This is a genomic window from Streptococcus mitis, from assembly GCF_946188615.1.
In the GTDB taxonomy this organism is placed as follows: domain Bacteria; phylum Bacillota; class Bacilli; order Lactobacillales; family Streptococcaceae; genus Streptococcus; species Streptococcus mitis_BZ.
In genome coordinates this window covers 124632-145357 of the sequence record NZ_CAMHVK010000007.1, presented here as the reverse complement: position 1 = coordinate 145357, position 20726 = coordinate 124632, and the positions used below count along the sequence as shown (strand labels likewise).

At 42.1% G+C, this 20726-nt stretch carries 20 protein-coding genes and 1 tRNA gene; 17 read left to right on the top strand and 4 right to left on the bottom strand.

Features of this window, described 5'->3' with window-relative positions:
• Positions 1–2: 2 nt before the first annotated feature.
• Positions 3–76, top strand: a tRNA-Pro gene (locus OCF95_RS08380).
• Positions 77–147: 71 nt separating this feature from the next.
• Here OCF95_RS08380 and OCF95_RS08375 read toward each other — a convergent pair.
• Positions 148–1404, bottom strand: coding sequence for an ISL3 family transposase (locus tag OCF95_RS08375; protein WP_261105224.1), 1257 nt, complete (start codon positions 1402–1404; stop codon positions 148–150).
• Between the two features lie 512 nt (positions 1405–1916).
• Here OCF95_RS08375 and OCF95_RS08370 point away from each other — a divergent pair.
• From OCF95_RS08370 to pepC, 16 genes are all read left to right on the top strand, one after another.
• Positions 1917–2123: a hypothetical protein gene (locus OCF95_RS08370; RefSeq protein ID WP_020903061.1), complete on the top strand. Its 207-nt coding sequence runs from the start codon at positions 1917–1919 to the stop codon at positions 2121–2123.
• The gene (locus tag OCF95_RS08365; RefSeq protein WP_000708871.1) at positions 2120–2314 is read left to right on the top strand and encodes a hypothetical protein; all 195 of its coding nucleotides are present in this window, start codon (positions 2120–2122) and stop codon (positions 2312–2314) included. Before OCF95_RS08370 ends, OCF95_RS08365 begins: the two co-directional genes overlap by 4 nt.
• Positions 2301–3185 carry an ABC transporter ATP-binding protein gene (locus OCF95_RS08360; RefSeq protein WP_261105222.1) on the top strand — a complete coding sequence of 295 codons (885 nt, stop codon included), beginning with the start codon at positions 2301–2303 and terminating at the stop codon, positions 3183–3185. Before OCF95_RS08365 ends, OCF95_RS08360 begins: the two co-directional genes overlap by 14 nt.
• A gap of 1 nt (position 3186) precedes the next feature.
• Positions 3187–3924, top strand: a complete 738-nt coding sequence (locus OCF95_RS08355) for an ABC transporter permease (RefSeq protein WP_227325748.1) — start codon at positions 3187–3189, stop codon at positions 3922–3924.
• Positions 3924–5021 (top strand): sensor histidine kinase, encoded by a 1098-nt coding sequence (locus OCF95_RS08350; protein ID WP_227325747.1) that lies wholly within the window; start codon positions 3924–3926, stop codon positions 5019–5021. The genes OCF95_RS08355 and OCF95_RS08350 overlap by 1 nt, the downstream gene beginning before the upstream one ends.
• Before the next feature lies 1 nt (position 5022).
• Positions 5023–5622 carry a response regulator transcription factor gene (locus OCF95_RS08345; RefSeq protein ID WP_227325746.1) on the top strand — a complete coding sequence of 200 codons (600 nt, stop codon included), beginning with the start codon at positions 5023–5025 and terminating at the stop codon, positions 5620–5622.
• Positions 5623–5936: 314 nt separating this feature from the next.
• Positions 5937–6350 (top strand): 30S ribosomal protein S12, encoded by a 414-nt coding sequence (gene rpsL / locus OCF95_RS08340; protein ID WP_001142332.1) that lies wholly within the window; start codon positions 5937–5939, stop codon positions 6348–6350.
• A gap of 19 nt (positions 6351–6369) precedes the next feature.
• Positions 6370–6840 carry a 30S ribosomal protein S7 gene (gene rpsG, locus OCF95_RS08335; RefSeq protein WP_000087873.1) on the top strand — a complete coding sequence of 157 codons (471 nt, stop codon included), beginning with the start codon at positions 6370–6372 and terminating at the stop codon, positions 6838–6840.
• 279 nt (positions 6841–7119) lie between these two features.
• Positions 7120–9201, top strand: coding sequence for an elongation factor G (fusA, locus tag OCF95_RS08330; RefSeq protein WP_000090348.1), 2082 nt, complete (start codon positions 7120–7122; stop codon positions 9199–9201).
• 103 nt (positions 9202–9304) lie between these two features.
• Positions 9305–13696, top strand: coding sequence for a PolC-type DNA polymerase III (locus OCF95_RS08325; RefSeq protein WP_261105221.1), 4392 nt, complete (start codon positions 9305–9307; stop codon positions 13694–13696).
• A gap of 23 nt (positions 13697–13719) precedes the next feature.
• Positions 13720–13872, top strand: coding sequence for a hypothetical protein (locus OCF95_RS08320; protein ID WP_020903066.1), 153 nt, complete (start codon positions 13720–13722; stop codon positions 13870–13872).
• Between the two features lie 21 nt (positions 13873–13893).
• Positions 13894–15135, top strand: a complete 1242-nt coding sequence (locus tag OCF95_RS08315) for an aminopeptidase (protein ID WP_203213017.1) — start codon at positions 13894–13896, stop codon at positions 15133–15135.
• A gap of 9 nt (positions 15136–15144) precedes the next feature.
• A complete protein-coding gene (locus OCF95_RS08310; RefSeq protein ID WP_000901572.1) occupies positions 15145–15375 on the top strand; it encodes a GlsB/YeaQ/YmgE family stress response membrane protein in 231 nt (76 codons plus the stop codon).
• 20 nt (positions 15376–15395) lie between these two features.
• Positions 15396–15599: a hypothetical protein gene (locus OCF95_RS08305; protein WP_261105220.1), complete on the top strand. Its 204-nt coding sequence runs from the start codon at positions 15396–15398 to the stop codon at positions 15597–15599.
• An 89-nt stretch (positions 15600–15688) separates the two neighbouring features.
• Positions 15689–16411 carry a pseudouridine synthase gene (locus OCF95_RS08300; RefSeq protein ID WP_261050905.1) on the top strand — a complete coding sequence of 241 codons (723 nt, stop codon included), beginning with the start codon at positions 15689–15691 and terminating at the stop codon, positions 16409–16411.
• Positions 16412–16522: 111 nt separating this feature from the next.
• Entirely contained in the window at positions 16523–17857 is a 1335-nt protein-coding gene (gene pepC, locus OCF95_RS08295) for an aminopeptidase C (RefSeq protein ID WP_049492743.1), read from the top strand.
• 55 nt (positions 17858–17912) lie between these two features.
• Here the strand turns inward: pepC and OCF95_RS08290 are convergent, their stop codons facing one another.
• The 3 genes from OCF95_RS08290 to OCF95_RS08280 are packed head-to-tail and all read right to left on the bottom strand — an operon-like array spanning position 17913 to position 20666.
• Complete coding sequence (locus OCF95_RS08290; protein ID WP_000136864.1) at positions 17913–18824, bottom strand: PTS system mannose/fructose/sorbose family transporter subunit IID; 912 nt, start codon at positions 18822–18824, stop codon at positions 17913–17915.
• A gap of 23 nt (positions 18825–18847) precedes the next feature.
• Entirely contained in the window at positions 18848–19651 is an 804-nt protein-coding gene (locus OCF95_RS08285; protein WP_000022716.1) for a PTS mannose/fructose/sorbose transporter subunit IIC, read from the bottom strand.
• A 25-nt stretch (positions 19652–19676) separates the two neighbouring features.
• Entirely contained in the window at positions 19677–20666 is a 990-nt protein-coding gene (locus OCF95_RS08280; protein WP_004258131.1) for a PTS sugar transporter subunit IIB, read from the bottom strand.
• Between the last annotated feature and the right edge of the window lie 60 nt (positions 20667–20726).

Here is a 20726-nt window from a genome sequence, read left to right as displayed (position 1 = left end):
CTCGGGAAGTAGCTCAGCTTGGTAGAGTACTTGGTTTGGGACCAAGGTGTCGCAGGTTCGAATCCTGTCTTCCCGATTCATTACAGAGATACGTAAGCGTATCTTTTTTGTTTGGCTCTTTGTCAACTGTAGTGGGTTGAAGAAAAGCTAAGATCGAGAAAGGACACATTTCGTCCTTTCTTTTTTGATATTGAGAGCGATAAAAATCCGTTTTTTGAAGTTTTCAAAGTTCCGAAAACCAAAGGCATTTCGCTTGATAAGTTTGATGAGATTATTGGTCGCTTCCAATTTGGCGTTGGAATAGGGTAGTTGAAGGGCGTTGACAATCTTTTCTTTATCCTTGAGGAAGGTTTTAAAGACAGTCTGAAAAAGAGGATGAACCTGCTTTAGATTGTCCTCAATAAGTCCGAAGAATTTGACAGGTTCCTTGTTCTGAAAGTGAAAAAGCAAGAGTTGATAGAGATGGTAGTGGTGTTTCAAGTCTTCTGAATAGCTCAAAAGCTTGTCTAGAATTTCTTTATTCGTCAAGTGCATGCGAAAAGTAGGGCGATAAAAACGTTTATAGCTGAGTTTCCGACTATCTTGTTGGATGAGTTTCCAGTAACGCTTGATAGCCTTGTATTCATGGGATTTTCGATGAAACTGATTCATGATTTGGACACGCATACGACTCATAGCACGGCTCATGTGTTGGACAATATGGAAACGATCCAACACGATTTTAGCGTTTGGAAAAAGCTGTTTAGCCAAGTCATAGTAAGGGCTAAACATATCCATAGTAATGATTTTCACTCGACATCGGACGACTCTATCATATTTAAGAAAGTAATTTCGAATAATAGGTTGTGTTCTTCCCTCGAGAACAGTGATGATATTGAGCTTTTCAAAATCTTGTGCAATGAAACTCATTTTTCCCTTTGTAAAGGAGTACTCATCCCAAGACATAATCTCAGGCAGACGAGAAAAATCAGACTTAAAACGGAAGTCATTGAGCTTGCGAATGACAGTTGAAGTTGAGATGGCCAGCTGATGGGCAATATCGGTCATAGAAGTTTTTTCAATCAGCTTCTGAGCAATTTTTTGGTTGATGATACGAGGGATTTGATGATTTTTCTTTACTAGAGGAGTCTCAGCAACCATCATTTTTGAACACTGATAGCACTTAAAACGACGTTTTCTAAGTAGAATTCTAGTAGCCATACCAGTCGTTTCTATGTAAGGGATCTTAGACGGTTTTTGAAAGTCATATTTCTTCATTTGCCTTCCACAATCAGGGCAAGATGGGGCCTCATAGTCCAGTTTAGCGATGATTTCTTTGTGGGTATTCCTATTGATGACATCCATAAATTGGATATTAGGGTCTTTAATGTCTAGTAGTTTTGTGATAAAATGTAATTGTTCCATAGGATTCTTTCTAATGATGGTTTGGTCGCTTTTCATTATAGATCTTATGGGACTTTTTTTCTACAATAAAAACGGCTCCATAATATCTATAGGGGATTTACCCACTACAAATATTATAGAGCCTTCATTTTGATCGCGTATACTTTTTTGTTTCCTGATTTGTTCAATGAATACTGTAGTTTAGGAACATAAATTAAAATTTAACAGATTGTATAATTCTTACAAACTTTTAAGAAAGTAATTGAAGAATTTTTTGCTATGCCTATAATATATGTATTTGTACGATAAAAATTTCTACTCTTTTGATTTTAAATAAGTATTAGTTTTCAATATAGTGTGAATTGGGGTTGATATCTCTTTTGAGGAAACTAACTGAGAGTTTTTCTACTTGTGTTTTATTGTATAGTGTATCTTGCTTGTTTTGAACAGAATTTTTATGACATTTGTCATATTTCCTAGTGACAGAAGCATCTAGCTCAGCCAACTTCAAAAGTCTATAATTGAAGTATGAAATGGAGGAAGAAGAGATGAAAAATAAAATGATTGTCGTAATGAGTTTAGTAGCAGCAGGAGTCATGACTTATCTCATGTTCTCAGGATTGGACGAAGACTTCTATCATTTTCCTTGGGAGCTATTTGCAGGATTTGGAATGATGTCTTGGCTTATCAGAGAAGGTTTGAAATTAGTCAGTGATGTGAAAAAGGAGTTTGAAAAATGAAAAAAGCGTTTCTCTATCTTTTTATTGGACTATCACTAGTGGTATGGTTGGTGGAAATGTTTACAGGTTGGTTTGATCAAGCCTTCCTTCACCAATTCATCCGTGGTGCCTGGGGACTAGGATTTATGATTTTCGTCGTTTTCCCTATGGGAATGGAGTGGTTGAAGGGAGAATCTCATGACTGTGATTAAAGTTGAGAAATTGTGTAAGAAAATAAAAGACAAGGAGATCTTGCGGAACATCTCTTTTGAAATCAACGATGGTGAATGCGTCGCCTTGATTGGTCCCAATGGTGCTGGAAAGACCACACTCTTGGACTGTTTGCTTGGAGATAAACTGGTCACAAGCGGTCAAGTATCTATCCAAGGCTTGCCAGTAACGAGCTCTAAGTTAGACTATACAAGATCCTACCTCCCTCAAGAGAATGTAATCGTTCAGAAACTAAAGGTAAAAGAGTTGATTGCTTTTTTTCAAAGAATTTATCCAAATCACTTGAGTAACCAGGAAATCGATAAACTATTACAGTTTGATAAGCAACAAAAAGAGCAATTCGCAGAAAAATTATCAGGTGGACAAAAGCGTCTTTTCTCTTTTGTCTTGACCTTAATTGGGCGACCAAAGCTTGTTTTTTTAGATGAGCCAACTGCTGCCATGGATACTTCAACCCGCCAACGTTTTTGGGAAATTGTTCAGGAGCTAAAAGCTAAGGGAGTTACCATTCTCTATTCGTCCCATTATATCGAAGAGGTAGAGCATACAGCGGACCGAATCTTGGTCTTGAATAAGGGAGAGTTGATTCGCGATACAACACCTCTAGCCATGCGCAGTGAGGAGATTGAAAAGCACTTTATTCTTCCTCTAGCATACAAGGAAGTCATTGAGGAGTCTAACTTGGTTGAAAACTGGTCACAAAAACAAGATGCTTTGCAAGTAGTTACACGTGAAGCGGATGCTTTTTGGCAACTGTTAGTGCAAGCAGGATGTAGGATTCAAGAAATCGAAGTTAATAATCGTAGTTTGCTGGATACAATCTTTGAAGAAACGCAGAAGGGAGATAACTAAGATGAAACAATGGATAGCATTAAATAAGATAGAATTTCTATTGACCAAACGGCAATCAGTCTATTATTTATTATCAGTAGGGATGCCGACAGCCTTCTATCTATTCTTTTCTGGCATGTACCAGGACACACCAGGTGGACCCGCGAATTTTATGCGTGATTACCTTATCTCTATGACTGCCTTTTCCATGATGTCAACAGCTATCTTCTCATTCCCAGTTGTTTTACATACCGACAAGATGAACAACTGGCAGAAAACATTGCGCCATACCCCTGTAAATATGGTAGAATATTATCTATCAAAGATAACAAGTATGATGGTTGATTATTTGGTCTCAATCCTAGTTGTTTTCTCAGTTGGGCACTTGGTCAGAGGTGTGGATATGTCTCTTGGAAATTGGATTGGGGCGGCTCTCTTGCTGATTTTGGGAAGTATTGCATTTGTAGCACTTGGCTTGACCTTGACTCTCTTACCAACTAGTCAGCTGATGTCTGTCGTGGGCAATCTTCTCTATCTAGGCTTGGCTGTTTTGGGTGGACTCTGGATGCCCATCTCTTTATTTCCAGACTGGATGCAAGCAATCGGGAAGTGCCTACCAACTTATCAGTTGATGGAGTTGCTCAAGACCTTCTTAAACGAGGGTGGCATCAATTTATCAGCCACAGTTTATCTACTTGTTTTTTCAGCAGTTTTGTTTGGTTTGACCATTTACCTTCAAGGTCATAAGGAGAATTCTTAATGCTTGAAAGACTGAAAAGCATACACTATATGTTTTGGGCCAGTTTAATTTTTATGATTTTCCCCATCCTACCTGTAGTGACTGGGTGGCTTTCTGTCTGGCATTTATTGATTGATATTCTATTTGTAGTGGCATATTTGGGTGTTTTAACAACTAAGAGCCAGCGCCTATCTTGGCTATATTGGGGTCTCATGCTGACTTATGTAGTTGGGAATACTGCCTTTGTTGCTGTTAATTATATCTGGTTCTTCTTTTTCCTTTCTAACCTCTTAAGTTATCATTTTGGCGTACGTAGTTTAAAGTCTTTACATGTCTGGACTTTTCTTCTTGCTCAAGTCCTTGTTGTGGGCCAACTGTTGATTTTTCAGAGAATCGAAGTTGAGTTTCTATTCTATCTACTTGTAATTCTTACTTTTGTCGATTTAATGACTTTTGGCTTGGTTCGGATTCGGATTGTGGAGGATTTGAAAGAAGCACAGGCTAAGCAAAATGCCCAGATAAATCTATTGCTAGCTGAAAATGAACGCAGTCGTATTGGTCAAGATTTGCATGATAGTCTGGGGCATACCTTTGCTATGCTTAGTGTTAAAACTGATCTAGCCTTGCAGTTATTTCAAATACAGGCTTATCCACAGGTGGAAAAGGAATTAAGAGAAATACAGCAAATTAGCAAAGAATCAATGCGTGAAGTGCGAACCATTGTGGAAAATCTTAAGTCTAGAACTTTGACATCCGAACTAGAGACTGTGAAAAAGATGTTAGAAATTGCTGGAATTGAGGTGGAAATAGCTAATCAACTAGATACAGCTAGCTTAACTCAGGAATTGGAGTCAACGGCTTCCATGATTTTGCTTGAATTGGTGACTAATATCATCAAACATGCCAAAGCTTCTAAAGTCTACTTAAAATTAGAACGGACAGAGAAAGAACTCATTCTAACAGTGGGAGATGATGGCTGTGGCTTTGCTTCTATAAAGGGGGATGACCTCCATACAGTTCGAGATCGTGTTCTTCCATTTTCGGGAGAAGTAAAGGTAATTAGTTGGAAAGAACCGACAGAAGTTCAGGTTCGACTACCTTATAAGGAGAGAAACTAAGATGAAACTACTTGTTGCAGAAGATCAAAGTATGTTGCGAGATGCCATGTGCCAGTTGCTCACGCTTCAACCAGATGTAGAGTCTGTCTTTCAAGCCAAGAATGGGCAAGAAGCAATCCAACTATTAGAAAAGGAGTCTGTAAATATAGCCATCCTTGACGTAGAAATGCCTGTTAAGACAGGTCTTGAAGTTTTGGAGTGGATACGAGCAGAAAAGCTTGAAACAAAGGTGGTTGTGGTGACGACCTTCAAGCGTCCTGGGTATTTTGAACGTGCGGTCAAGGCCGGAGTAGATGCTTATGTATTAAAAGAAAGAAATATTGCAGACCTCATGCAAACCTTGCACACCGTCCTAGAGGGACGCAAGGAGTATTCGCCTGAATTGATGGAAGTGGTGATGACGCATCCCAATCCATTAACGGAGCAAGAAATCGCAGTTTTAAAGGGAATTGCTCAGGGCTTCTCTAACCAAGAAATTGCAGACAAACTTTATCTATCCAACGGAACCGTCCGAAACTATGTTACCAATATTCTTTCGAAACTAGATGCTGGTAATCGAACAGAAGCTGCTAATATTGCGAAAGAATCTGGTTGGTTGTGATACTATCATATCTCGAAAACAATTATGTGCTAAAATTGATGGGATTGAATGGAACAATACTAACTTTAGGAGGGTGGGATTCCTCCTTTTTCTTTTTTGGGGGAGCACTACAAAAGAGCTAAAATTAACAATAAAAAAGAAAAATATCTTGACAACCAAGGGAAAATTTTGTTACAATAATAGACGGTACTTTTTACTTTTGGTCTCTCAAGAGTGTACAGGGACGTGCTGACAAATGTTGCAAAAGTACACACAGATGATAGCTGTCACCAAGTGTATCATCACCAAAAATAAAAAAACACAGGAGAATGTAGATGCCTACAATTAACCAATTGGTTCGCAAACCGCGTAAATCAAAAGTAGAAAAATCTAAATCACCAGCTTTGAACGTTGGTTACAACAGTCATAAAAAAGTTCAAACAAACGTTTCTTCACCACAAAAACGTGGTGTTGCAACTCGTGTTGGAACAATGACACCTAAAAAACCTAACTCAGCCCTTCGTAAATTTGCTCGTGTACGTTTGAGCAACCTTATCGAAGTTACTGCCTACATCCCAGGTATCGGACACAACTTGCAAGAGCACAGTGTGGTGCTTCTTCGTGGTGGACGTGTAAAAGACCTTCCAGGGGTACGTTACCATATCGTCCGTGGTGCACTTGATACTGCAGGTGTTAACGATCGTAAACAAGGCCGTTCTAAATACGGTACTAAACGTCCAAAAGCATAAGGAAAGGGGATAAAGAGAAATGAGTCGTAAAAATAGAGCTCCAAAACGTGACGTATTGCCAGATCCGCTTTACAATTCACAACTAGTTACTCGTCTTATCAACCGCGTTATGCTTGATGGTAAACGTGGTACAGCTGCTTCAATCGTTTACGGTGCTTTTGAGCAAATCAAAGAAGCTACTGGAAACGATGCACTTGAAGTATTTGAAACAGCTATGGAAAACATCATGCCTGTACTTGAAGTACGTGCACGTCGTGTTGGTGGTTCTAACTACCAAGTCCCAGTTGAAGTTCGTCCAGAACGTCGTACAACACTTGGACTTCGTTGGTTGGTAACAATCGCTCGTCTTCGTGGTGAACACACAATGCAAGACCGTCTTGCAAAAGAAATCTTGGATGCTGCTAACAACACTGGTGCAGCTGTTAAGAAACGTGAAGACACTCACCGTATGGCTGAAGCTAACCGTGCATTCGCACACTTCCGTTGGTAAAATCATGATGCTAGGAACGGTAAGGATGCAAGGTGAAAATAGGAAACTGACGCAGTATTCGACGAATACAAGGAAGTTTATCTTTTTCACACAGCATCCCGTTCCGGCTCAAATCGGCTAATTAACTTTAGCCCGAGTTCAATTCAACTTGTAAATCTACAAGTTGAAACCAACAATAGCATGAAAACATTGAGAACGGGTAGGTCCTGCCTATCCGTTTTTATTAAAATCGTGTTATAATAGAATAGAAATCAAAAATAAATAGGAGAAACAAACCTCATGGCACGCGAATTTTCACTTGAAAAAACTCGTAATATCGGTATCATGGCTCACGTCGATGCTGGTAAAACAACAACTACTGAGCGTATTCTTTACTACACTGGTAAAATCCACAAAATCGGTGAAACTCACGAAGGTGCGTCACAAATGGACTGGATGGAGCAAGAGCAAGAGCGTGGTATCACTATCACATCTGCTGCGACAACAGCTCAATGGAACAACCACCGCGTAAACATCATCGACACACCAGGACACGTGGACTTCACAATCGAAGTACAACGTTCTCTTCGTGTATTGGATGGTGCTGTTACCGTTCTTGACTCACAATCAGGTGTTGAGCCTCAAACTGAAACAGTTTGGCGTCAAGCAACTGAGTATGGAGTTCCACGTATCGTATTTGCCAACAAAATGGACAAAATCGGTGCTGACTTCCTTTACTCTGTAAGCACACTTCACGATCGTCTTCAAGCAAATGCACACCCAATCCAATTGCCAATCGGTTCTGAAGATGACTTCCGTGGTATCATCGACTTGATCAAGATGAAAGCTGAAATCTATACTAACGACCTTGGTACAGATATCCTTGAAGAAGACATCCCAGCTGAATACCTTGACCAAGCTCAAGAATACCGTGAAAAATTGATCGAAGCAGTTGCTGAAACTGACGAAGAATTGATGATGAAATACCTCGAAGGTGAAGAAATCACTAACGAAGAATTGAAAGCTGGTATCCGTAAAGCGACTATCAACGTTGAATTCTTCCCAGTATTGTGTGGTTCTGCCTTCAAGAACAAAGGTGTTCAATTGATGCTTGATGCGGTTATCGACTACCTTCCAAGCCCACTTGATATCCCAGCAATCAAGGGTATTAACCCAGATACAGACGAAGAAGAAACTCGTCCAGCATCTGACGAAGAGCCATTTGCAGCTCTTGCCTTCAAGATCATGACTGACCCATTTGTAGGTCGTTTGACATTCTTCCGTGTTTACTCTGGTGTTCTTCAATCAGGTTCATACGTATTGAACACTTCTAAAGGTAAACGTGAGCGTATCGGACGTATCCTTCAAATGCACGCCAACAGCCGTCAAGAAATTGACACTGTTTACTCAGGTGATATCGCTGCTGCCGTTGGTTTGAAAGATACTACAACTGGTGACTCATTGACAGATGAAAAAGCTAAAATCATCCTTGAGTCAATCAACGTTCCAGAACCAGTTATCCAATTGATGGTTGAGCCAAAATCTAAAGCTGACCAAGACAAGATGGGTATCGCTCTTCAAAAATTGGCTGAAGAAGATCCAACATTCCGCGTTGAAACAAACGTTGAAACTGGTGAAACAGTTATCTCTGGTATGGGTGAGCTTCACCTTGACGTCCTTGTTGACCGTATGCGTCGTGAGTTCAAAGTTGAAGCTAACGTAGGTGCTCCTCAAGTATCTTACCGTGAAACATTCCGCGCTTCTACTCAAGCACGTGGATTCTTCAAACGTCAGTCTGGTGGTAAAGGTCAATTCGGTGATGTATGGATTGAATTTACTCCAAACGAAGAAGGTAAAGGATTCGAATTCGAAAACGCAATCGTCGGTGGTGTGGTTCCTCGTGAATTTATCCCAGCGGTTGAAAAAGGTTTGGTAGAATCTATGGCTAACGGTGTTCTTGCAGGTTACCCAATGGTTGACGTTAAAGCTAAACTTTACGATGGTTCATACCACGATGTCGACTCATCTGAAACTGCCTTCAAGATCGCGGCTTCACTTGCTCTTAAAGAAGCTGCTAAATCAGCACAACCAGCTATCCTTGAACCAATGATGCTTGTAACAATCACTGTTCCAGAAGAAAACCTTGGTGATGTTATGGGTCACGTAACTGCTCGTCGTGGACGTGTAGATGGTATGGAAGCACATGGTAACAGCCAAATCGTTCGTGCTTACGTTCCACTTGCTGAAATGTTCGGTTACGCAACAGTTCTTCGTTCTGCATCTCAAGGACGTGGTACATTCATGATGGTATTTGACCACTACGAAGATGTACCTAAGTCAGTACAAGAAGAAATCATTAAGAAAAACAAAGGTGAAGACTAATCCGTCCTCACTCTAGAAGGAAGTCACTTAGTGGCTTCCTTTTGTCTTTAGAAAATACCTCTAAATATGGTAAAATAGTAGAAGAATAATGTGAGGAAAATGAATGTCAAACAGTTTTGAAATTTTGATGAATCAACTGGGGATGCCTGCTGAAATGAGACAGGATCCTGCTTTAGCACAGGCCGATATTGAGCGAGTTGTGGTTCATAAAATTAGTAAGGTATGGGAGTTTCATTTCGTATTTTCTAATATTTTACCGATTGAAATCTTTTTAGAATTAAAGAAAGGTTTGAGCGAAGAATTTTCTAAGACAGGCAATAAAGCTATTTTCGAAATCAAGACTCTGTCTCAAGAATTTTCAAATCAACTCTTGCAGTCCTACTATAGAGAGGCTTTTTCTGAGGGGCCATGTGCTAGTCAAGGTTTTAAGTCCCTTTATCAGAATTTGCGAGTTCGTGCGGAGGGCAATCAACTCTTTATTGAAGGATCTGAGGCGATTGATAAGGAACACTTTAAGAAAAATCATCTTCCTAATTTAGCCAAACAACTTGAGAAGTTTGGTTTTCCAATTTTTAACTGTCAAGTAGAGAAAAATGATGTCCTGACCCAAGAGCAAGAGGAAGCCTTTCATGCTGAAAATGAGCAGATTGTTCAAGCTGCCAATGAGGAAGCGCTTCGTGCTATGGAACAACTGGAACAGATGGCACCTCCTCCAGCGGAAGAGAAACCAGCCTTTGATTTTCAAACGAAAAAAGCTGCAGCTAAACCCAAGCTAGATAAGGCCGAGATTACTCCTATGATCGAAGTGACGACGGAGGAAAATCGTTTGGTCTTTGAAGGGGTTGTTTTTGATGTGGATCAAAAAGTGACCAGAACAGGGCGTGTTTTGATCAACTTTAAAATGACGGACTACACTTCCAGTTTTTCGATGCAAAAGTGGGTTAAGAACGAGGAAGAGGCTCAGAAATTTGACCTCATCAAGAAAAATTCTTGGCTCCGAGTGCGTGGGAATGTGGAGATGAATAACTTCACACGCGATTTGACTATGAATGTGCAGGATGTGCAGGAAGTTGTTCACTATGAGCGGAAGGATTTGATGCCAGAAGGTGAGCGCCGGGTTGAGTTTCATGCTCATACTAACATGTCGACCATGGATGCTCTACCAGAGGTTGAAGAAATCGTTGCGACAGCTGCTAAGTGGGGACACAAGGCGGTTGCCATCACGGACCACGGGAATGTCCAGTCCTTCCCACACGGCTATAAGGCGGCCAAAAAAGCGGGAATCCAGCTAATCTATGGAATGGAAGCCAATATCGTGGAGGACCGTGTCCCTATCGTCTATAACGAAGTGGAGCTGGACTTGTCAGAAGCGACCTACGTGGTCTTTGACGTGGAAACGACAGGACTTTCAGCTATCTATAATGATTTGATTCAGGTTGCGGCCTCTAAGATGTACAAGGGGAATGTTATTGCTGAATTTGATGAATTTATCAATCCTGGACATCCCTTGTCAGCTTTTACTACTGAGTTGACTGGAATTACAGATGACCATGTCAAAAATGCCAAACCACTAGAACCAGTTTTGCAAGAATTCCAAGAATTCTGCAAGGATACGGTCTTAGTTGCCCACAATGCTACCTTTGACGTTGGATTTATGAATGCCAATTATGAGCGTCATGGTCTTCCAAGGATTAGTCAGCCAGTTATCGATACGTTAGAGTTTGCTAGAAACCTCTATCCTGAGTATAAACGTCATGGTTTGGGGCCTTTGACCAAGCGTTTTGGTGTGGCCTTGGAACATCACCACATGGCCAACTACGATGCGGAAGCTACAGGTCGTCTGCTTTTCATCTTTATCAAAGAGGTAGCAGAAAAACATGGTGTGACCGACTTAGCTAGACTCAACATTGATTTGATTAGTCCAGATTCTTATAAAAAAGCTCGGATCAAGCATGCGACCATTTATGTCAAGAATCAGGTGGGGCTAAAAAATATCTTTAAGCTGGTTTCTCTGTCTAATACCAAGTACTTTGAAGGGGTACCACGGATTCCGAGAACGGTTTTAGATGCCCATCGGGAAGGTCTGATTTTAGGTTCAGCTTGCTCTGAAGGTGAAGTTTTTGACGCGGTTGTTTCCCAAGGTGTGGATGCGGCGGTTGAGGTGGCCAAGTATTATGACTTTATCGAGGTTATGCCACCTGCTATCTATGCTCCCTTAATCGCCAAGGAGCAGGTCAAGGATATGGAGGAACTCCAGACCATTATCAAGAGTTTGATAGAGGTGGGAGACCGTCTTGGTAAGCCTGTTCTGGCTACCGGAAATGTTCACTATATCGAACCGGAAGAAGAGATTTATCGTGAAATTATTGTCCGTAGTTTGGGGCAGGGGGCTATGATTAACCGGACCATCGGTCATGGTGAACATGCCCAACCAGCACCACTTCCAAAGGCTCATTTTCGAACGACCAATGAGATGTTGGATGAATTTGCCTTCTTGGGAGAGGAACTGGCTCGTAAACTGGTTATTGAAAACACCAATGCCTTGGCAGAAACCTTTGAGCCTGTTGAGGTTGTAAAAGGTGATTTGTACACACCTTTTATCGACAAGGCGGAAGAAACGGTTGCTGAGTTGACCTATAAGAAAGCTTTTGAGATTTATGGAAATCCACTGCCAGATATTGTTGATTTGCGGATTGAAAAAGAACTAACCTCTATTCTGGGGAATGGATTTGCCGTGATTTATCTGGCATCGCAGATGCTGGTGCAACGTTCCAATGAACGGGGTTACTTGGTTGGTTCTCGTGGGTCTGTCGGATCTAGTTTCGTTGCGACCATGATTGGGATTACAGAGGTCAATCCTCTCTCTCCTCACTATGTCTGTGGTCAGTGTCAGTACAGTGAGTTTATCACTGACGGTTCTTACGGTTCAGGTTTTGATATGCCCAATAAGGACTGTCCAAACTGTGGTCACAAACTCAGCAAAAATGGGCAAGATATTCCTTTCGAGACCTTCCTTGGTTTTGATGGGGACAAGGTTCCTGATATTGACTTGAACTTCTCGGGAGAAGACCAGCCTAGCGCCCACTTGGATGTGCGTGATATCTTTGGTGAGGAATATGCCTTCCGTGCAGGAACGGTTGGTACGGTAGCTGCTAAGACTGCCTATGGATTTGTCAAGGGTTACGAGCGAGACTATGGCAAGTTTTATCGTGATGCAGAGGTGGAACGCCTCGCTCAAGGTGCAGCTGGTGTCAAGCGGACGACGGGACAACACCCGGGAGGAATCGTTGTTATTCCTAACTACATGGATGTTTACGACTTTACGCCTGTCCAGTATCCAGCAGATGACGTGACGGCTGAATGGCAGACCACTCACTTTAACTTCCACGATATCGATGAGAACGTCCTCAAACTCGATGTGCTGGGACATGATGATCCGACCATGATTCGAAAACTCCAGGACTTGTCTGGGATTGATCCTAATGAAATCCCTATGGATGACGAAGGCGTGATGGCCCTCTTTTCTGGGACTGATGTGCTAGGTGTGACTCCTGAACAAATCGGAACTCCGACAGGCATGCTGGGGATTCCAGAGTTTGGAACCAACTTTGTACGAGGCATGGTAGATGAAACGCATCCGACGACTTTTGCAGAATTGCTTCAGTTGTCTGGACTGTCCCACGGTACTGACGTTTGGTTGGGAAATGCCCAGGATTTGATTAAACAAGGGATTGCGGATCTATCAACCGTTATCGGTTGTCGAGACGACATCATGGTTTACCTCATGCATGCTGGTCTCGAACCTAAGATGGCCTTTACCATCATGGAACGGGTACGTAAGGGCTTGTGGCTCAAGATTTCCGAAGAGGAACGCAATGGCTACATTGAAGCCATGAAGGCTAATAAGGTGCCAGAGTGGTATATCGAGTCCTGTGGGAAAATTAAGTATATGTTCCCTAAGGCCCATGCGGCAGCCTACGTTATGATGGCCTTGCGTGTAGCTTACTTCAAGGTTCATCATCCCATTTATTACTACTGTGCTTATTTCTCAATCCGTGCTAAGGCTTTTGATATCAAGACCATGGGGGCGGGCTTGGAGGCTATCAAGCGCAGAATGGAAGAAATCTCTGAAAAACGGAAGAACAATGAAGCCTCTAATGTGGAGATCGATCTCTATACAACTCTTGAGATTGTCAATGAGATGTGGGAGCGTGGCTTCAAGTTTGGGAAGTTAGACCTCTACCGTAGTGATGCGACTGAATTCATCATTGACGGAGATACACTGATTCCACCATTTGTTGCTATGGATGGTCTAGGAGAGAACGTTGCTAAGCAGCTGGTGCGAGCGCGTGAAGAGGGAGAATTCCTCTCTAAAACAGAATTGCGCAAGCGTGGAGGGCTCTCATCAACCTTGGTTGAAAAGATGGATGAAATGGGAATTCTCGGAAATATGCCAGAGGATAACCAGTTGAGTTTGTTTGATGAGTTGTTTTAAGTGCTAGTAACGGAGGGCTTTTGATGAAACTAAGAATATTTGCAGAAGACAAACCAGCTCAAAAAGTTTTTGACTATCAGCTAGAGCTGGCAGATGAAATAATTCTTCTATCAACAGCACTCTTGTCAGGTGCCATTGCTTTAGCAGGATTATTCTCTGCTTTGAAAGAAAAATAAAAATAGAAAAGAGATAACAGAATGGTTTTACCAAATTTTAAAGAAAATCTAGAAAAATATGCGAAATTATTGGTTGCGAACGGAATCAATGTGCAACCTGGTCACACTTTGGCTCTCTCTATCGATGTGGAGCAACGCGAGTTGGCTCACTTAATCGTCAAAGAAGCTTATGCTTTGGGTGCGCACGAGGTTATTGTTCAGTGGACAGATGATGTGATTAACCGTGAGAAATTCCTCCATGCGCCGATGGAGCGTTTGGACAATGTGCCAGAATATAAGATTGCTGAGATGAACTATCTTTTGGAAAACAAGGCTAGCCGTCTTGGAGTTCGTTCATCTGATCCAGGTGCTTTGAACGGTGTGGATGCTGACAAGCTTTCAGCTTCTGCTAAAGCTATGGGACTTGCCATGAAGCCAATGCGAATCGCAACTCAATCTAACAAGGTTAGCTGGACGGTAGCAGCCGCTGCTGGACTTGAGTGGGCTAAGAAAGTCTTTCCAAATGCTGCGAACGATGAAGAAGCAGTCGATCTCCTTTGGGACCAAATCTTCAAAACTTGCCGTGTCTATGAAGAAGATCCTGTTAAGGCTTGGGAAGAGCATGCAACTATCCTCAAGAGCAAGGCCGATATGCTTAATAAAGAGCAATTTTCAGCCCTTCACTACACAGCGCCAGGAACAGATTTGACACTTGGTTTGCCGAAAAACCATGTTTGGGAATCAGCTGGTGCTATCAATGCACAGGGCGAAGGATTCTTGCCAAATATGCCGACAGAAGAAGTCTTCACAGCACCTGATTTCCGTCGTGCAGATGGTTATGTCACTTCTACAAAACCGCTTAGTTATAACGGAAACATTATTGAAGGTATTAAGGTGACCTTTAAGGATGGACAAATCGTTGATATCACTGCTGAGAAGGGTGATCAAGTGATGAAAGACCTTGTATTTGAAAACGCGGGCGCGCGCGCCTTGGGTGAATGTGCCTTGGTACCAGATCCAAGCCCAATTTCTCAGTCAGGTATTACCTTCTTTAACACCCTTTTCGATGAGAATGCTTCAAACCACTTGGCTATTGGTGCAGCCTATGCAACTAGCGTTGTTGGTGGAGCGGAGATGAGTGAAGAGGAGCTTGAAGCTGCGGGGCTTAACCGTTCAGATGTTCACGTAGACTTTATGATTGGTTCTGACCAAATGAATATCGATGGTATCCGTGAGGATGGGACACGTGTACCACTCTTCCGTAACGGAGATTGGGCAAATTAAGGAGATAATATGTTAGGAAGTATGTTCGTTGGTCTCCTAGTTGGATTTTTAGCAGGTACTCTGACCAATCGTGGAGAACGCATGGGATGTTTTGGAAAAATGTTTCTCGGATGGATTGGTGCCTTTATAGGCCATTTGCTTTTTGGGACTTGGGGACCGATAATAGCAGGAACTGCCATTATTCCGGCAGTACTAGGTTCCATGATTGTCTTAGCGATTTTCTGGAGACGAGGAAGTTAATTTCTTAAATCTGATACTCAATGAAAATCAAAGAGCAAACTAGGAAACTAGCCGCAGGTTGCTCAAAGCACTGCTTTGAGGTTGTAGATGAAACTGACGAAGCCAGCTCAAAACACTGTTTTGAGGTTGCAGATAGAACTGACGAAGTCAGCTCAAAACACCGTTTTGAGGTTGCAGATAGAACTGACGAAGTCAGTAACATATATACGGCAAGGCGACGTTGACGCGGTTTGAAGAGATTTTTGAAGAGTATGAAACGAAAAGGAGGTTGGTCATTGTACCAGCCTCCTTTTGAGTATGATATAATAGTTCTATGAGATTAGATAAATTTTTAGTTGCCTGCGCTGTGGGGAGTCGGACTGAGGTCAAAAACTTGCTCAAGTCTGGGCGCGTGATGGTAAATGGTAAAAAAGAAAAGTCAGCGAAACTGCAGATTGATGAAGAAAGAGATGAGATTCGCTTTGACGGGCAAGTGTTGGAGTATGAAGAGTTTGTCTACTACATGATGAACAAGCCCAAAGGAGTTATCTCAGCGACTGAGGATCCTAAGCACAGAACGGTTCTGGACTTGCTGGATGATATTGCTCGGAGCAAGGAAGTTTTCCCAGTAGGACGCTTGGATATTGACACGCATGGTCTTTTGCTCTTGACTAATGACGGCAAGCTTGCCCATGCTCTTCTTTCACCTAAGCGTCATGTTGACAAGACATATCTGTCTCAGGTCAAAGGAATTATGACCCAAGAAGATGTGGAGACATTTGCCGAGGGTATTTCTCTCAAAGACTTTAATTGTCAGCCCGCTAAACTGGAGATTGTGTCCGTAGACACAGAAAAAAATCAAAGCCAAATTCGTGTGACCATTGCAGAAGGGAAGTTTCATCAGGTCAAGCGTATGGTGGCCTACTGTGGCAAGGAAGTAGTAGACTTGCAACGTTTGACTATGGGAACGCTAGTATTGGATGAGAACTTAGAACGAGGGGAATGGCGTCGCTTGACCAAGGAGGAATTAGAAAATCTTCTTGCTAGTATTACTTAATTTGGTTTATATTCGAAAAAGGTGAGGAAGAATATCCTTGCCTTTTATGTTTTTCAGTTGCTTACTTTGTGAAAAGAGTTATAATAGACTGTAGAATAAAAGGAGGAATCTATGAACGCGATTCAAGAATCATTTACTGATAAATTATTTGCCAATTATGAAGCAAATGTCAAATACCAAGCGATTGAAAATGCAGCCAGCCACAATGGAATTTTTGCAGCCCTAGAACGTCGCCAAAGCCATGTAGACAATACACCTGTTTTCTCATTGGATTTGACTAAGGACAAGGTAACCAACCAGAAAGCGTCTGGTCGTTGCTGGATGTTTGCAGCTCTTAACACCTTCCGCCACAAACTCATTTCACAATATAAATTGGAAAATTTTGAGTTATCACAGGCCCACACCTTCTTCTGGGACAAGTATGAGAAATCAAACTGGTTCTTGGAGCAAGTCATTGCGACTGCAGACCAAGACTTGACCAGCCGTAAGGTTAAATTCCTACTCCAAACACCACAACAAGACGGAGGTCAGTGGGATATGGTGGTGTCTCTCTTTGAGAAATACGGTGTCGTTCCTAAGTCGGTTTACCCTGAATCTGTTTCATCTAGCAGTAGTCGTGAGCTAAATGCCATTCTCAACAAATTGCTTCGTCAAGATGCTCAAATCTTGCGTGACTTGCTCGCTTCTGGTGCAGACCAAGCGACTGTTCAAGCTAAGAAAGAAGACCTCTTGCAAGAAATCTTTAATTTTCTTGCTATGTCCCTAGGCCTTCCACCACGTAAATTTGACTTTGCTTATCGCGATAAGGATAACAACTACCAAAGCGAAAAGGGCATCACACCACAAGAGTTTTACAAGAAATATGTCAATCTTCCTCTAGAGGACTATGTTTCTGTTATCAATGCCCCAACTGCTGACAAGCCTTACGGCAAATCTTACACAGTTGAGATGTTGGGGAATGTGGTTGGTAGCCGTGCGGTTCGTTACATCAATGTACCGATGGAACGCTTGAAAGAATTAGCGATTGCCCAAATGCAAGCAGGTGAGACTGTTTGGTTTGGATCAGATGTCGGTCAACTCAGCAATCGTAAAGCTGGGATCCTTGCGACAGATGTTTATGACTTTGAATCAAGCATGGACATTAAACTCACTCAAGACAAGGCTGGACGTTTGGATTACAGTGAGAGCTTGATGACCCACGCCATGGTCTTGACAGGTGTGGATTTGGATGAAAATGGCAAGTCAACCAAGTGGAAGGTTGAAAACTCATGGGGAGACAAGGTTGGTACAGATGGTTACTTTGTTGCTTCAGATGCTTGGATGGACGAATACACTTATCAAATTGTTGTTCGTAAGGAATTACTAACAGCAGAAGAACTAGCTGCCTATGAAGCAGAACCAATCGTCCTTGCACCATGGGATCCAATGGGTGCCTTGGCCGAATAAAAGTATAGAAAAAAGGAATCAGATTTTAGAACCTGATTCCTTTTAAGTTGCTTGATTACATGATGTGAAGAACATGTGCCACAATACCCACTGCGAAGAGTGCAAGGATAATAGTGATTGGAGATACTTTTTTCTTAAGCAAGTACATGCAAAGGAGAGTAAGGAGTAGTCCTGATAGTCCAGGGATCAACATATCCAAGTTTTGTTGGAAAGTAGTAACTTTTTCAGGTGTTTGAGACAATCCTTGTCCTACTTGTGCGAATGCTTCTTGGATACCTTTAGATCCTTCTGGCAATTTATCCCAATGGATATAAGCCTTTTCATCTAGTTGAACTTTGGCAACATCGAAAGCAAATTTAATATTTACCCAACGTTGAACAAGGACAGCAAGAATGAACATACCAAGGATAGAAGCTCCTTTAGTGATGTCTTGAAGGATACCGCCAGACATATCTTTAGTGATTTCTGATCCAGCCTTGTATCCAATCTCTTGTGTATACCACAAGAATGACATACGAATCAAGTTCCAAAGAACGAAGAAGAGGATTGGACCTAAGATATTACCAGTAAGGGCAAGTGAAGCACCGAGTGATCCAAGGATTGGGCGTACTGTAAACCAGAATACTGGGTCACCGATACCAGCAAGAGGTCCCATCATACCGATTTTAACCCCTTGGATAGCAGCGTCATCAATTTCAACACCGTTAGCACGTTCTTCTTCAAGTGCAAGAGTAACCCCCATGATTGGAGCGGCTACGTATGGGTGAGTGTTGAAGAACTCAAGATGGCGTTCAAGAGCAGCGATTTGATCTTCTTTTTTAGTGTAGAGTTTTTTAAGAGCTGGAATTAATGAGTAAGCCCAACCCAAGTTTTGCATACGTTCATAGTTCCAAGAACCTTGTAAGAAAGTTGAACGCCACCAAACTTTTTTACGATCTGATTTAGTTAATTGAAGTTTTTCAGTCATGATGTTTTCAGTCCTTTCTTATCTTAGTAGTCTTCTAGGATATCGCCGATTGGGTCGTTAGAAGTTGCGGCTCCTCCGCCACCGTTTCCACCAGTTTTAGAAAGGTGAAGGTAGATAAGAGCGATAGCAACACCGATAGCACCAAATCCGATTAGAGTAATATCTGACACGGCAGCAAGCACGAAACCGATAGCGAAGAATGGCCATACTTCACGAGTTGCCATCATGTTGATAACCATAGCGTAACCAACGGCAACGACCATACCACCACCGATAGCCATACCATCTTTAAGCCAATCAGGCATAGCATTTAGAATGCTTTGTACGGTTTCAGTTGGTACCATTAGAAGGAGTGCTGCAGGGACTGCAATACGAAGACCTTGAAGAAGAAGTGCGACAAAGTGAGCACGTTCAACTGCTTTAAAGTCACCTTTTTTAGCAGAAGCATCAGCAGTGTGAACCAATCCGACAGAGAGTGTACGGACAATCATAGTCAAGAATAGACCAGCAACTGCAAGAGGGATAGCAACCGCTTGGGCAACACCGATACCTGTCTTAGTAAAGTCGCCACCAAGAACCATGATAATGGCAGCAGCAACAGAAGCAAGAGCAGCGTCAGGAGCTACGGCAGCTCCGATGTTAGCCCAACCAAGGGCGATCATTTGAAGAGAACCACCAAGGATGATCCCTGCTTCAAGGTTACCAGTAACAAGACCGATAAGGGTACAAGCTACGATTGGTTGATGGAATTGGAACTGGTCGAGGATACCTTCAAGACCTGCTAGGAAGGCTACAACGACTACTAAAACCATAGAAATAATAGACATCTTTAAAATCCTTTCATAAAATCGATTATTGCACGTTTGCTTTGTTGATCAAGTCAAACAAATCTTTTTTGGTGTCGTTTGGTACTTTACGTACATCAAATTCAACACCAAGGTCACGCATTTTTTCAAATGTAGCAACGTCTTCTTTATCCATAGACAAAACGTTGTTAACCATTGTTTTACCAGTTGAGTGAGCCATTGATCCAACATTAAGAGTTTTGATTGGCACGCCACCTTCGATAGCACGAAGGGCATCTTGAGGTGTTTCAAACAAGATAAGGGCATGTGTTCCTCCGAAGCGAGGATCTTTTGCAACGTCGATTAGTTTTTGGATAGGAACAACATTTGCTTTCACTTTACCTGGAGCTGCTTGTTTAATCAATTCTTTACGTAATTCGTCTTTAGCTACGTTATCTGAAGCAACGATGATACGATCTGCTTTTGAATCTGGAGTCCAAGCAGTTGCAACTTGACCGTGAAGTAAACGAGTGTCTAGACGGGCAAGGTTGATTTTGAGTTTACCGTCTCCGATGACAGTTCCTTCTGGAATAGCAGCTTGGGCAACTGGAGCAGCTGCAGCGCTTGCTACTTCCTCAACTGGGTTTAGCTCTTCTGGAAGAGCTTTGATGCCATCTTTGGCTTCTTTAATGATATTAGCAGCGACTTTTTCTACACCTGCAGCAGCGTCCATGAGGCGCTCTGTGTAGGCTTGAATTAACATCGGTAAGTTCAGTCCTGTGATGATGGCAAACTTACGCTCAGGATTTTCTCCCATCACGCGACTAGCTTGGTTAAATGGAGATCCACTCCAAAGGTCAGCCAAAACTAGAACCTCATCTTCTGCGTCAAATGCAGCAACAGCGTTATTAAACTTAGCGTATAGATCATCAGGACCTTCGTTTGGCATAAAGGTTACAACTTGAACCTTTTCTTGTTCACCAAAGATCATAGATCCTGACTGATGAATACCCGCAGCAAATTCGCCGTGGCTCGCAATAATGATTCCGATACTCATTATTGTCATTCCTCCTTTTTGTTTTAGTTTTCGTTTAAGAAAACTTTAAGACTGTTTAAG

Coding starts and splice junctions, on each gene's coding strand:
- OCF95_RS08305 (WP_261105220.1), top strand. CDS start 15,396: ATGAAAATCAAAGAGCAAACTAGGAAACTAGCCGCAGGTTGCTCAAAG.
- rpsL (WP_001142332.1), top strand. CDS start 5,937: ATGCCTACAATTAACCAATTGGTTCGCAAACCGCGTAAATCAAAAGTA.
- OCF95_RS08300 (WP_261050905.1), top strand. CDS start 15,689: ATGAGATTAGATAAATTTTTAGTTGCCTGCGCTGTGGGGAGTCGGACT.
- OCF95_RS08375 (WP_261105224.1), bottom strand. CDS start 1,404: ATGGAACAATTACATTTTATCACAAAACTACTAGACATTAAAGACCCT.
- OCF95_RS08355 (WP_227325748.1), top strand. CDS start 3,187: ATGAAACAATGGATAGCATTAAATAAGATAGAATTTCTATTGACCAAA.
- OCF95_RS08350 (WP_227325747.1), top strand. CDS start 3,924: ATGCTTGAAAGACTGAAAAGCATACACTATATGTTTTGGGCCAGTTTA.
- OCF95_RS08280 (WP_004258131.1), bottom strand. CDS start 20,666: ATGAGTATCGGAATCATTATTGCGAGCCACGGCGAATTTGCTGCGGGT.
- OCF95_RS08370 (WP_020903061.1), top strand. CDS start 1,917: ATGGAGGAAGAAGAGATGAAAAATAAAATGATTGTCGTAATGAGTTTA.
- OCF95_RS08365 (WP_000708871.1), top strand. CDS start 2,120: ATGAAAAAAGCGTTTCTCTATCTTTTTATTGGACTATCACTAGTGGTA.
- OCF95_RS08360 (WP_261105222.1), top strand. CDS start 2,301: ATGACTGTGATTAAAGTTGAGAAATTGTGTAAGAAAATAAAAGACAAG.
- fusA (WP_000090348.1), top strand. CDS start 7,120: ATGGCACGCGAATTTTCACTTGAAAAAACTCGTAATATCGGTATCATG.
- OCF95_RS08285 (WP_000022716.1), bottom strand. CDS start 19,651: ATGTCTATTATTTCTATGGTTTTAGTAGTCGTTGTAGCCTTCCTAGCA.
- rpsG (WP_000087873.1), top strand. CDS start 6,370: ATGAGTCGTAAAAATAGAGCTCCAAAACGTGACGTATTGCCAGATCCG.
- OCF95_RS08315 (WP_203213017.1), top strand. CDS start 13,894: ATGGTTTTACCAAATTTTAAAGAAAATCTAGAAAAATATGCGAAATTA.
- OCF95_RS08320 (WP_020903066.1), top strand. CDS start 13,720: ATGAAACTAAGAATATTTGCAGAAGACAAACCAGCTCAAAAAGTTTTT.
- OCF95_RS08310 (WP_000901572.1), top strand. CDS start 15,145: ATGTTAGGAAGTATGTTCGTTGGTCTCCTAGTTGGATTTTTAGCAGGT.
- pepC (WP_049492743.1), top strand. CDS start 16,523: ATGAACGCGATTCAAGAATCATTTACTGATAAATTATTTGCCAATTAT.
- OCF95_RS08290 (WP_000136864.1), bottom strand. CDS start 18,824: ATGACTGAAAAACTTCAATTAACTAAATCAGATCGTAAAAAAGTTTGG.
- OCF95_RS08325 (WP_261105221.1), top strand. CDS start 9,305: ATGTCAAACAGTTTTGAAATTTTGATGAATCAACTGGGGATGCCTGCT.
- OCF95_RS08345 (WP_227325746.1), top strand. CDS start 5,023: ATGAAACTACTTGTTGCAGAAGATCAAAGTATGTTGCGAGATGCCATG.